Genomic DNA, 12,210 nt, shown 5'->3' on the forward strand with positions numbered 1-12,210 from the left:
GCCTGAGTACTCAGACATACGACCCGATGCTTTAGGCTCTCGTGCGTGTCTTCGACGTTAGCCGGTGCTATTGCGATCGCCGCCCTGTTCGTGGCGGTGCTCGCCCTGGTGTTCGCCATCCAGGCCCTGCGAACGCAGTCCGGTATGTCCAGATCGTCCAAGCTGCCCGCCACCCCGACCCCGGAGGCCGAGCCCCAGCCGCAACAGCCGGAGGCCAAGCAGGGCACGGTCCGGTCCGAGCTGAAGAAGCTGGGCAAGGAGCTCGAGGTGACCCGCGGCGAACTGCGCGAGACGCTGCAGCACCTCGCGGTGGTCCGGTACGACGCGTTCGGCGACACCGGCGGCAAGCTGTCCTGGTCGATGGCGCTGCTCGACGACCAGGGCGACGGCGTTGTACTGACGTCGATCAACAGCCGGGCGGACGCGCGGACGTACGCCAAGGAGATCAAGGCGTTCGCGAGTGAGGCGAAGCTGTCGCCGGAAGAGGAAGAAGCGATCGACACCCTCCGCAAGGAAGCCGGCCCGACCGTCGAGAACTAACGCCGCTTGGGAACCCGGGCGAGCAGTGCACCCGGCTCGATCTCGGCCGTCAGCGACCGTCCAGGCCCGATCGGGTCGCCGTCCAGTTGCCGCTCTACGTCGACCGCCGCGGTGATCTCCACCTTCCTTCCGGTGAACCGCTCGAGGTACATGTCCGTCCGGTTCGTCCGCGTCATCAGCCGCCAGAGCACGATCGGCCATTGCGTCACCCGCCGCGGCGCGATCACCACCACGTCGAGCAGGCCGTCGTCCGGCCTCGCGTCCGGGAGCAGTGGGATGTTCGCCTGCAGCATGCCGACGTTCCCGATCACCACCGTGCGCACCCGCCGCTCGATCGGCTCCTCGTCGTCGAGCGTGAGCTGCACCCGCACCGACGGGTGGTTGATGTTCTTCGCCGCCGACACCAGGTACGCCGTCCAGCCGATCTGCGCCTTCAGATGCGGCGGCGCCCCGGAGATGATCGCCGCGTCCAGCCCCAGCCCGGCCATCACCGCGAACCGGTCGGTGTCGAGTTCATCACCGTGCACCTTGACCAGGTCGATCCGCCGCTCGCGGCCCTCCAGGATCCGCTCCAGCGCGTCGTCCAGGTCGAGCGGGATGTGCAGGTTCCGGGCCAGCAGGTTGCCGGTGCCGGCCGGGATCACCCCGACCGGGATGCCGGTGTACGCCAGCGCGGCGCAGACCACCCGGACCGTCCCGTCGCCGCCGGCCACCAGGACCAGGTCCGACTCGTTCTCGATCGCTCGCTTGGCCATCGCGTTGCCGGCGTCGTCCACCCGCGTCTCCAGCCACAGCGGGTCGTCGAACCCGCGGACCGCCAGCGCCCGGGTCACCTTCCGGCGGAACGCCACCCCGTCGCCGACCTTGATCGGGTTCACGATCACGGCCGCCCGTGGCGGGGTCGTCGTACCGTCGCCGTCGGACGGCGTACGACGCCTGCGTCGCCGGAGTCCTGGTCGCAGCCCGAAGCCGATCGAGGTGGCGGTCAGGATCGCAAGGCCGAGCGCCCAGCCGCCCAGGACGTCCGACACGAACTCCACGTTGAGCGCGATCCGGTCGGCAGACGCGATCCACACCACCGCGACAACCGGCAGCAGGACCAGCAAGCGAAACCGTCGCCGCCACCCGCGCACCGATGGCAGGACGACACCGAGCGCGCCGGCCATCACGAACGCGGCAGTCGCGTGCCCGGACACGTACGAGAAGCCGTCGGCGTCCGCCAGCATCGGTACCGGCCGAGGCCGCTCGACCAGCGCCTTGAACACCTGGACCAGCACCAGCTCGGCCACAGCGGTGGTCAGCAACCAGATCGCGAGCAGGCGCGCCCGGCGATGCCAGAGGTACGCCGCCACGATCACGAGCACCGCCCTCGAGGTCCACGGCAGAACCACGGCACCGACCACCTGCCAGACGTCCACCACGCTCTCGTGGGCGGCGCCGTATGCGGCGGCCCGGGCGGCGGTGGACTCGTCCCAGCGCTGCAGTGGCGGCCAGTGACCGACCACGAGCAGGGTGATCACGGTGAGCGGGAGCGCACCCAGGACGACCGTCAGCGCTCGGCCGACAGTAGTGGGTGGATGGTGGCTCATGACCCGCTCAAATCCCCCTCGATGATCACGTCTTCAGTGTCTCGTCGGGAACCGTTCGGCACGCACAGCGGCGCCCCAGACGCCCGCTGGCGGCGTTGTCGTCGTCGCGAGATGCTCCGCATCGCGCTCCTCCTCCGCCTTGCCAGCGAACGACTGGACCACCGCTGCACGCACCAACGATCCCCGACGAGACACACCACATCATCCCGAATAGACTTCGCCGGTTCTGACACGCCCCGATACCCTCGTCGTGTGATTGACGCGAAACTGCTCCGTGAGAACCCCGATGTCGTGCGCGCGGCCCTGACCAAGCGCGGTGAGAGTACGGACCTGGTCGACCAGATTCTGGTCGCCGACAGTGAGCGTCGATCGTCCATCTCCGCCTTCGAGGCACTCCGGGCCGAGCAGAAGGGCCTCGGCAAGCAGGTCGCCCAGGCCAAGGGCGACGAGCGGGCCGCGCTGCTGGAGCGCACCAAGACGCTGGCCGCCGAGGTGAAGGCGCACGAGGCCGCCGCGAACGAGGCCGGGAACCGCTTCGACGAGCTTGCCCGCGACCTGCCGAACCTGGTCTCCGACGAGGCCCCCGTCGGCGGCGAGGACGACTTCGTCGTGGTCGAGGAGGTCGGCAAGCCGCGCGACTTCGCCGCCGAGGGCTTCGAGCCGCGCGACCACCTCGAGCTGGGCGAGTTGCTCGGCGCGATCGACATGGAACGCGGCGCGAAGATCTCGGGCGCGCGGTTCTACTTCCTCAAGGGCGCCGGCATGCTGCTCCAGCTCGGCATGCTCCAGCTGGCCATCCAGCAGGCGGTCGAGAACGGCTTCACCCCGATGATCACGCCGACGCTGGTCAAGCCCGAGGTGATGGGCGGCACCGGCTACCTGTCGGCGCACGACGACGTCTACCGGCTCGACGACCCCGAGCTCTACCTGACCGGTACGTCGGAGGTCGCGCTGGCCGGGTACCACATGGACGAGATCCTGGACCTGTCCGACGGACCGAAGCGGTACGCCGGCTGGTCGTCGTGCTACCGCAAGGAAGCCGGGTCGCACGGGAAGGACACCCGCGGGATCATCCGTGTCCACCAGTTCGACAAGGTCGAGATGTTCTCCTACTGCAGCCTGGACGAGGCCGCCGACGAGCACCAGCGGCTGCTCGGCTGGGAGAAGGAGATGCTCGACAAGATGGAACTGGCCTACCGGGTGATCGACACCGCGACCGGTGACCTCGGCGTCTCGGCGTACCGCAAGTACGACTGCGAGGCCTGGGTGCCGACGCAGGGCCGGTACCGCGAGGTGACGTCGACGTCGAACTGCACCGACTTCCAGGCGCGCCGGCTGAACATCCGGCACCGCGACGCCGACGGCAAGACGCAGCCGGTCGCGACGCTGAACGGGACGCTGGCCACCACCCGCTGGATCGTCGCCATCCTGGAGACGCACCAGCTGGCCGACGGATCGGTCCGGGTGCCGACCGCCCTGCGCCCGTTCCTCGGCGGCCGCGAAGTCCTCGAACCGGTTGGCAGATGACCAACGGCCCGCGGCCGGTGGCCGCAGCGCCGACAGCAGTTGCCCTGGACATCGATGGAACGTTGATCGACCACGACGAGCAGCTGTCCGAGGCGGTCGTCGACGCGGTCCGGCGTACGGCCGCCAAGGTTCCCGTGATCCTGGCGACCGGCCGGGCCTGGTCGACCACCCGTCCGGTGGCCGAGCGGTTCGGTCTGCCCACCGGTGGATTCGTTGTCTGTAGCAACGGTGCGCGCACGCTCCAGTACCCGGACGGTCGCGTGGTGGACGAGCGGACGTTCGACCCGACGACGGTGATCGCATCGGTGCGCAAGTACGCGCCGAACGCCCGGATGGCGGTCGAGGAACACGACGGCAGCTACCTGGTCACGGCGCCGTTCCCGGACGGCGACCTCGGGGTCGGCGCGAAGATCCGGGTGGTCGGCGCCGACGAACTGGCGCCGGAACCCGTGACCAGGTTGATCATCCGCGACCCGGAGCAGTCCGAGGCGGACTTCGTTCAGTTGGCCGAACGGCTCGGTCTGCACGGTGTCAGTTACTTCGTCGGCTGGACCGCGTGGCTCGACATCGCGCCGGAGGGCGTGGACAAGTCGACCGGGCTGAAGGTGGCGCTGGCGCAGCTCGGCCTGGAGCCGGACGGCCTGCTCGCGATCGGTGACGGACGCAACGACATCGAGATGCTGACATACGCCGGCCGCGGGATCGCGATGGGCTCTTCCCCGGACGAGGTGAAAGTGGCCGCCGACGAGGTGACGAAGTCGGTGCAGGACGACGGCGTCGCCGCGATCCTGAACCGCTGGTTCTGAGGCCTTCGACCAGTATCGAAAGGCTTGACACGCTCAACTTGCCGTGAGCAACCGAAAGGCCCGGAATCCCTGCCTGCACAGGGTTTCCGGGCCTTCGCTGTCAGTGTCCGATGATCCGCTGGCGGGCCGAAGATCGGATCAGGCGACTCGGCTACCGCCGGTCCGGCGCGGCTGGATCTGCTGGTCGACGACCGTGTCGAAGGCATCGAGCACGGCGCTGACTTGCGGACGCGGGCGCGGCGTCTTGGCGGCCGGGCTCTGGCCGCGGCGAGCGCGGCGCAAGTGGCGCTTGACCGTCGACAGCGAGCAGCCCAGCCGCATGGCCAGCGACTCCAGGCTGTCGTTGGGGTACTGCGTACGCAGCCGCAGGACCTCTTCGTGGCTGACCGGCCGGCGGGTGCCACGGGCACCGGCGAGCTGATCGAAGTCGTCGGCCTGCACCTCGACGTCGAGCAGGTTCCGCATCGAACGGCGTTGTGCAGCAGTGGTTCCGGCGACGAAACCGCTCACATCGTGTTCGGCAACGGCGCTGTACAAGCAGTCGGTGAACAGTGGGCACGAGGCGCAGAGGGTCTTGGCCTCGCGGACGAGCTGTTCGTACCGCTCGCGGGTGCGGCGGGTGGCGGATGCGGGCGGCGGCTCTTCCATCAAGCGGTGCTGGAAGATGTCCGACCGAGCGATGCATCCGGTCGTTGCCCCTTCCGTGCTGGAAGATATGTCCACAGCCGCTCGGGCGCTAGTGCCCCCCGGCCCGGCTAGATTGGCGCTGTTGACGGTCATCGTGGCTCCCCAAGTCTTCAGGACCCGAATGAACGAGCGATGAATGCCGCCCGATCACGTGGATCCACTAACTGATGGACCGACGAACTGTTTGCCGATCCACCGTGTCGTCCCGTACAGGACGCACCGATCCATAACTGTTGACGCCGCCGCTGTGGTTTTGGTTGCAGCCAATTCCGCAACGGTTTCACGGCGTTTGTGTGTGCTTCAGGGTCGGTGGGCGGCATCAGTCGCGCTGATCCAGAACAGACGTACGACGCGGCCGAATCGCCCCCGGTTCCCCGCCAGACACCGCATGAAATCACGCGTCCTCGGGGCTGCGCAGGGGAACTTGCTGCCTTTGCAGCATCCTGCCGTAACGGTCTGATGACGTTGTCAAAAGCTCAATCAGATTGCTCAGAAACCTTTGAATCCGGCGTCCATTCGCTTGCGCAGAACGCAGTCGGAGGAGTAATGAGGCCGCCGGATACGGTGGTCGGGTGACGGCATCCCAGTATCTCCGCCTGCCCCGGCTGATCGCCACCGACCTCGACGGAACGTTGGTGCGCAGTGACGGAACGATCTCCGACCGGACCCGATCGGCGGTGCTCGCGGCACAGCATGCCGGAAGTGTTTTCGTGATGGTCACCGCCCGGCCACCTCGCTGGCTGCACGACCTGTCCGACCTGGTCGGCGATCACGGCGTCGCAATAGTTGCCAACGGCGCCATTCTGTACGACGTCGTGCGGCGCAAGGCGATCCGCACCCGGCTGATCGATCCGGCCGTCGCACTCGAGGTGGCGCAGGCGATCCGGGCCGAGATTCCCGAAGTGGAGTTCGCGATTGAGCGATCGGACCGTTACGGACAGGAGCCGAACTACGTGAACCGCTGGCCGGTGCCCGACGGTGCACTCGTGGCCGCAGTCGACGTGTTGCTGTCCGAACCGGCCGCGAAACTGCTCGTCCGTCATCCGAACTGGCACTCCGACGAACTGCTCGCGCGCGTCGTGCCGGTGGTCGGCGCTCGCGTCACCGCCAGCCACAGCGGCGGCACCAACCTGGTGGAGATCTCCGCGAATGGAGTGTCGAAGGCCGCGATGCTCGCCGATTTCGCTGCTGTGCAAGGGATTTCGGCCGCCGAGTCGATCGCTTTCGGCGACTCGCTCAACGATCTACCGATGCTCGCCTGGGCAGGTACGTCGTACGGGGTGGCCAACGCGCATCCCGACGTACTCGCGGTGGTGGACAAGGTGTGCCCTGCAAACGACGAGGACGGCGTTGCCGCCGTCCTCGAAGAATTGTTCCGGTCTTGAGTTGTTTCGCCCCCTGACATCAGGGACTACAGGTACATCCCGCCACTGCCGGGACCGTCGGTCCTGCCTGCCTGCGGCCCGGGGAAGCCGGGCGCCTCGTCGGCGGGAACCTGCTGTCCGCCGGGCAGTGCGCGACGCATGCCCTCCAGCTGCTGCCGGGCTGCCATCTGCTGCGCGAACAACGCGGTCTGGATGCCGTGGAACAGACCCTCGAGCCAGCCGACCAGCTGGGCCTGCGCGATCCGCAGTTCGGCCTCGGTCGGCACGGTGTCGTCGGTGAAGTCGAGGCTGAGTCGCTCCAGCTCGTCGACCAGCTCCGGCGCCAGCCCGCTCTCGAGTTCCTTGATGGAGACCTCGTGGATCGACTTCAGTCGCTGCCGGGAGGCTTCGTCCAGTGGCGCGGACTTCACCTCCTCGAGCAGTTGGCGGATCATGTTCGCGACCCGCATCACCTTGGCCGGCTGCTCGACCAGTTCGGTCACCGACCGCGGTTCGTCGTTCTCGTCGTGGCCGCGCTCGCTGTCGGAGCGTCGCGGCCCCTCGACGGCCATACCGTCTGGCCCGACGATCAGCACCTTGCCGTCTTCGGTCCGTGCCCCGGCCATCGGAACTTCCTGGCCCTCGCTGCTGCTCTCGGTCATCTCCCCATCCTAGATCGGCCGCTGCCGGGCCGAGGGCGCGCCTGACGATTCGGCTGCTGGATGTCAGGACGCGCGGGCGCCAGATGCCTAGGACGCACGGGCGCGGTGCCGGCGGACTGCATCCCGGTTCGCGCAGGCGGGGCTGCAGTAGCGCTGCCGGCCGGTCCGGGACAGGTCGGCGTACACGTTCTGGCAGCCGTCGGTCGCGCAGCGTCCCAGGCGACTGATCCCGCGGCCCGCCAGGTGGAGCGCCGTACCGGTGCTGATCAGGGTCGCGACGAGGCGTCCGACCGGCACCTTGTCGGGCCGGTAGTGCACGTGCCAGCCGTCACCGGCGTGGTTGGTGAGCCGCGGATGCTCGGTGTACTTGGCCAGCATCGCGTTGATCAGAACGACGCGACTCTGCTCGTCCGTCGCGTCCACGACCTCCAGCCACTCGTCCAGGGCGATCCGGACGGCGGCCAGGTCGGCGGGGGTGACGCGGCGTTCGCGAACCAGGCGGCTCTCGACGCCGCTCTCCTCGCAGCGCTCGGCCAGCTCCTCGGGGGTTGTCGCCGGCCGGGTGACGAGGTTGACCGCCAGCAGGACCGCATCGGCGCCGTAAGGGTTGAGATGCATAATGGCATTACATCACGATGGACGCATGACGACCAGAATCGATGTCCATACCCACCGCTGGAGCGTGGTGTCCTCCCATCAGGTCAGCGACGGCCTGGTGGTCTACCAGCGGTGTGCCTGCGGCCGATGGAGGGTCACAAGCACACCGCTGTCCCCTGTTGCGTGCCCCTAGGGCGTGTCTCCCTAGTCGATCCGGCTGACCATGGGGAGGCGTGAGCGCGTCATCAGCCAGGCGAGCAGCCCTGCGAACAGCGGTACGACGATGACGATGCCGCCGAGTTCCACCCACGGCACCATAAAGTGCGGTGAACCGAAGGCAGCGTGGGCCGTGTACCCGTAGAGCGCGCCGACTCCCACACCCAGCACGCAGCCGAGCTGTCCGAGCACCCAGGCCTGCGCCGCCGCCAGGTTCCGCCGCCGGCGCGGCTGTGCACCGATCGCGGCCAGCGTGGCCAGGTCCGCCCGTCCTTCAGCAGCGGACAGTGACACCGAGATCGCTACCCCGAGCAGCGTGACCACAGTCGCCGCCCCGAGGATGCCGAGCAGGAACAGCCGTGCCGGGCTCTGGTAGCCGCGCTCGACCTGCAGCATTTCGTCGCTGCCGAGGAACCGAGCGACTGCGCCCAGTTCGTCCTTGGTGGGCTCCCGGGTCAGCTCGTAGTGGACCTGGTAGACCGTGATCTTGCCCAGCTTGCGCGCCGCGTCCTGGCTGATCAGCGCGCTCTGTTGCAGGTAGCTGACCCTTGGTGGGTTGCCGGCGAAGGCTGCGACGAGGGAGCCGAGGATCCGCTCCTGCCCGGAGTCCCCTTCGGCACTGACCTCGGTCTTCTGTCCGGGAGTCAGTGTGGAGAGCGGGAGGACGACCTTGCCGGCCCGCAGCTCCGCGGCGGCCTTGGCGCCGTACTCGCCGAAACGGGCAATGTACGCCGGGTCGACCGCGAGCAGCCCGTACGACGTGGATCCCTCGGTCTGCCCGCTGGCAGCGAACAGTTGCGGGATGTAGCCGTAAGCGTTGGCCTTTGCCTCGGGCAACGAAACCGTGCCGAGCTCGTACTGGTGCCGGACCGGCAGCAGTGCACTGACGCGGTCGACCGTGCTGCTGGAGTACTGCGCCGAGTCCGGGCCGCCGGTGTCGAAGCGGATCGATGCGTCGCCGTAGTGCGCGTCCGCGGTGTAGTTCTTCGCCTCGGCCGCGATCGCGTTCGACCCTGCGAACGCGACCGCCGCTGTCCCAGCCACGGCCATCATGATCGCGGCCGTCGCCGGACCAGTGCGGTGCCGGTGCCGGGCGGCGTCCCGGACCGCGAGCCGGGCGCTGAGCGGCAGCGCGCGTGCGAGCCGCGAGAACTTCCCGACCAGGCTCGGCAGCATCCAGACCAGTGCGGCGATGGTTGCGGTGATCCCCAGCAGCACCAGAGCGATCGGACCGGCCGGCGTGACAGTTGCCTGGTACGGGTCGTCCTGTGACACGGCTCGCTGCGCTTCCTGCAACGCCGCAGCGATCAGCGCACTGCCGATGAACACGCACGCGATGCCGGCCACCAGCAGCACCACCGCAGGCTTCCTGATCCGCGCTTGCTTCGCGCTTACGGCGAACCGGCCGGCGAGCGCGGAGACCGGCGACTGCCGGCTAGCACTCCGCGCCGGTACGACGGCCGCCGCCAGACCGGCCACCAGACCGAGCAGTGCGATCAGTCCGACGTTCAGCCACGGGACCTGCCAGGCGGTAAACACCGCTCCGGTCAGCTTCTCCCAGAGTGGTTTGCCGGCGAGGACCAGCACGGTCGCGGTGACGAGTCCGCCGACCACACCGACCAGACCGGCGAACAGTCCTTGCATCAGTACGATCCGCCGGACGTCACGCGGCGTACCGCCGGTCGCCATCACCAGTCCGAGTTCCCTCGTCTGCCGACGAGCTCCGACGGCGAACGCCGTACCGGCAAGCAGGACGATCTCGAGTACGCCGAAGCCGATGATCAGGGCCATCGCGGCGTACGGGCCGATGTCGGTGCTGCTGGTGCCGTAGGGGTTCGGCGGCGGGTCGACGATGTTTGCTCTCGGCAACAACAGCATGCCGTGGTCGATCAGCTGTGGCACGAGCATGTCCGGGTCGGCGCCTGCGGGCAATTTGACCAGGTAGTTGACGGAGATGGTCGGATCGGGCGTGCCCAGGCTGGTGTCGGGGGTGGCGAAGATCGTCTCGGCGCCCTGCTGCGACATCCTGCGCGCGATGCCGACCACGGTGTAGCTCTGGCCGCTGCCGCTGGTCACCGTACCGGTCGGGCCGGAGATCCCGAGTCGGTCGGCGAGCGACGGCGAAATCGCGATCTCGTCCTTCGTGGCGGGCAGGCGGCCGTGGTCCACCTTGACTGTGCCCTGGGTCAGCGGGCTCTTGCCGTCTCCCGTGACCAGGCCGACCGAGGTCTTCGCCTCCCGTCCGTGGATCTCCACGGTGCCGCCGTCGGTGAACTGCCGGGCCAGCGTGCTCCCGGGCGGCAGCAGCGGCAGCGGATCGAACTTGCCAGGCGTGCGGACCGGCTCCTCGGCACCGGCGGCCGGCGGCGGCTCGCCCATCTCCAGCCCTGGTGGGCTCGTCTGCTTCGTGAGCTTCGCGTACTGCGTGACCGTGAGTTGCGCATCGGCCTGACCGACAGTGACCTTGGCCAGGTTTTCGCCTTCCGGACTGGACGTCTTGAAGATCACGCCCATCCAGGTCGCCGCGAGCACCGGCAGACCGATCAGCGCCGCGACCAGGAACGTCCGGCCGAGCGACTTCCTGGTGGTACGGCGGGCGATGCGCAGCGGCGGACTCCAGCCGCCCATCAGCGGCTCTCCTGCAGCAGCGCGTCGGCGTCGGACAGCGGACCGGACTGACCTACCAGCACGCCATCGCGCAGGTAAACGACGCGGTCGGCCCAGGCGGCGTGCCGGGCGTCGTGGGTGACCAGGACGCCGGCGATGCCGTGCTGGTCGCAGCGGTCGCGGAGGAGTTGGAGGACCGCTTCGCCGGTGTCGGAGTCCAGAGCGCCGGTGGGTTCGTCGGCGAGCAGGAGGCGGCGTTCGCCGACAATCGCGCGGGCGATCGCGACACGCTGGCGCTGGCCGCCGGACATGTCGTCGGGAAATCGGTCGGCCAGGTCAGCGATGGCCACCTCCGCGAGGGCTGCTTCGGCGTACTTGTGGGCGGTGCGGGAGCGAGTGCCGTCGAGTTCGAGCGGGAGGGCGACGTTCTCGGCGGCGGTGAGTGCAGGGATCAGGTTGAAGTCCTGGAAGACGTAGCCGATCCGGCGGCGGCGGAGTGCCGCGACGGCATTGCGGCTCAGGGTGGCGAGATCGTTGCCATCGACAAGAACTTCGCCGGCGGTGGGTTGGTCCAGGCCGCCGGCGCAGGTGAGCAGCGTCGACTTGCCGGACCCGGACGGACCCATGACCGCAACGAGCTCCCCGGCCGGCACGGCCAGATCAACACCGCGCAGCGCGTGGACGGCCTGCTCGCCCTGGCCGTGAGTCCTGGTGAGATTCCGGATGTCGAGAATGACGTTCATTTCTTGGCCCCCGTCTGGTGTTCCGGCTGATCCGGTACGTCGGCGCTGCCCGGCTCCACGGCCTGCGTCGCACCCCGTAGGTCGCTCGCGGCCCGCGTCGTACCCGCGCCCTGCGTCGCGCCCGCGCCCTGCGTCGCACCTGCGCCCTGCGTCGTGCCTGCGGTCCGTGTCGTGCCGGCGGTCCGCGTCGCACCTGCGCCCTGCGTGGTGCCTGCGGCCCGCGTCGTGCCGGCGGTCCGCGTCGTACCTGCGCCGTGCGTCGTGCCGGCGGTGCGGTGGCGCAACAGCATCGCCTCGCAGTGATCAAGCCAGCGGATCTCCGCCTCGGCGCCGAAGATCATCGACTCCAGCACCAGCAGCCAGGAGATCTCACCACCGCCGCGCTTCAGCCGCGTCAGCTCCTGCAGCGACTGCATGGTCGACATGCGCTGTCGCTGAACGACCGCGCTGACGTCCACGCCCGGCACCGAGAGCGCGAGCGCCAGCTTGATCGCCAACTCGTCCCGCGGCCGCGACTCCCGTGTCACCGGAGTCTCGAACCACTTGGCCAACTCGGCCTGACCAGCGTCGGTGATCTCATACATCGACCGCCCGTCCGCCTCAGCCTCCCCTGACGCGGCCCCGACGAGCCCATCACGCTCCAGCCGGGTGAGCGTCGTGTACACCTGCCCGATGTTCAACGGCCAGGTCGCCCCAGTCGCCGCTTCAAACTCCCCCCGCAACTGATACCCGTACTTCGGCCCCTCCCGAAGCAACGCCAACAAACCATGCTTGATCGACATGAATACCGAGTATGCATACCCAGTATCCCCAGGTCAACCACCAGCTCCCCCAACCGCCCACCGCTGTCCACCAAGTTCGCTCCGCCAACC

General features: G+C 68.6%; 11 protein-coding genes. 4 read left to right on the top strand and 7 right to left on the bottom strand.

Translation table 11 applies throughout. The features are described 5' to 3' along the window. Window positions 1-45: 45 nt before the first annotated feature. Complete coding sequence (locus E0H73_RS31585) at window positions 46-540, top strand: DUF4446 family protein (protein ID WP_131362452.1); 495 nt, start codon at window positions 46-48, stop codon at window positions 538-540. Here E0H73_RS31585 and E0H73_RS31590 read toward each other — a convergent pair. Beyond that, window positions 537-2,129, bottom strand: coding sequence for a bifunctional phosphatase PAP2/diacylglycerol kinase family protein (locus E0H73_RS31590; protein WP_131362454.1), 1,593 nt, complete (start codon window positions 2,127-2,129; stop codon window positions 537-539). The two genes, E0H73_RS31585 and E0H73_RS31590, sit on opposite strands and share 4 nt — an antisense overlap. Before the next feature lie 252 nt (window positions 2,130-2,381). On the opposite strand from E0H73_RS31590, the gene serS reads away from it, so the two are divergent. Together serS and E0H73_RS31600 are read left to right on the top strand one after the other, a co-directional pair. Then, window positions 2,382-3,656 carry a serine--tRNA ligase gene (gene serS, locus E0H73_RS31595; RefSeq protein ID WP_131362456.1) on the top strand — a complete coding sequence of 425 codons (1,275 nt, stop codon included), beginning with the start codon at window positions 2,382-2,384 and terminating at the stop codon, window positions 3,654-3,656. After that, window positions 3,653-4,462 carry an HAD family hydrolase gene (locus tag E0H73_RS31600; protein WP_131362458.1) on the top strand — a complete coding sequence of 270 codons (810 nt, stop codon included), beginning with the start codon at window positions 3,653-3,655 and terminating at the stop codon, window positions 4,460-4,462. The genes serS and E0H73_RS31600 overlap by 4 nt, the downstream gene beginning before the upstream one ends. Before the next feature lie 138 nt (window positions 4,463-4,600). Here E0H73_RS31600 and E0H73_RS31605 read toward each other — a convergent pair whose 3' ends face one another. Then, window positions 4,601-5,110 carry a WhiB family transcriptional regulator gene (locus tag E0H73_RS31605; protein ID WP_238164397.1) on the bottom strand — a complete coding sequence of 170 codons (510 nt, stop codon included), beginning with the start codon at window positions 5,108-5,110 and terminating at the stop codon, window positions 4,601-4,603. Window positions 5,111-5,721: 611 nt separating this feature from the next. Between E0H73_RS31605 and E0H73_RS31610 the strand changes: the two genes are divergently transcribed. Continuing rightward, the gene (locus E0H73_RS31610; RefSeq protein WP_131362462.1) at window positions 5,722-6,534 is read left to right on the top strand and encodes an HAD family hydrolase; all 813 of its coding nucleotides are present in this window, start codon (window positions 5,722-5,724) and stop codon (window positions 6,532-6,534) included. 26 nt (window positions 6,535-6,560) lie between these two features. Here E0H73_RS31610 and E0H73_RS31615 read toward each other — a convergent pair whose 3' ends face one another. The 5 genes from E0H73_RS31615 to E0H73_RS47455 all read right to left on the bottom strand — a co-directional run bounded on the left by E0H73_RS31615 (window position 6,561) and on the right by E0H73_RS47455 (window position 12,120). Further along, window positions 6,561-7,175 carry a bacterial proteasome activator family protein gene (locus tag E0H73_RS31615; protein WP_131362464.1) on the bottom strand — a complete coding sequence of 205 codons (615 nt, stop codon included), beginning with the start codon at window positions 7,173-7,175 and terminating at the stop codon, window positions 6,561-6,563. 87 nt (window positions 7,176-7,262) lie between these two features. After that, entirely contained in the window at window positions 7,263-7,793 is a 531-nt protein-coding gene (locus E0H73_RS31620; protein ID WP_131362466.1) for a CGNR zinc finger domain-containing protein, read from the bottom strand. Window positions 7,794-7,976: 183 nt separating this feature from the next. Continuing rightward, window positions 7,977-10,616, bottom strand: a complete 2,640-nt coding sequence (locus E0H73_RS31625) for an ABC transporter permease (protein WP_131362468.1) — start codon at window positions 10,614-10,616, stop codon at window positions 7,977-7,979. Further along, window positions 10,616-11,338 carry an ABC transporter ATP-binding protein gene (locus E0H73_RS31630; RefSeq protein ID WP_131362470.1) on the bottom strand — a complete coding sequence of 241 codons (723 nt, stop codon included), beginning with the start codon at window positions 11,336-11,338 and terminating at the stop codon, window positions 10,616-10,618. The genes E0H73_RS31625 and E0H73_RS31630 overlap by 1 nt, the downstream gene beginning before the upstream one ends. Then, window positions 11,335-12,120, bottom strand: a complete 786-nt coding sequence (locus E0H73_RS47455) for a PadR family transcriptional regulator (protein ID WP_238164398.1) — start codon at window positions 12,118-12,120, stop codon at window positions 11,335-11,337. Before E0H73_RS47455 ends, E0H73_RS31630 begins: the two co-directional genes overlap by 4 nt. Between the last annotated feature and the right edge of the window lie 90 nt (window positions 12,121-12,210).

Source organism: Kribbella pittospori, from assembly GCF_004331465.1.
Lineage (GTDB): Bacteria > Actinomycetota > Actinomycetes > Propionibacteriales > Kribbellaceae > Kribbella > Kribbella pittospori.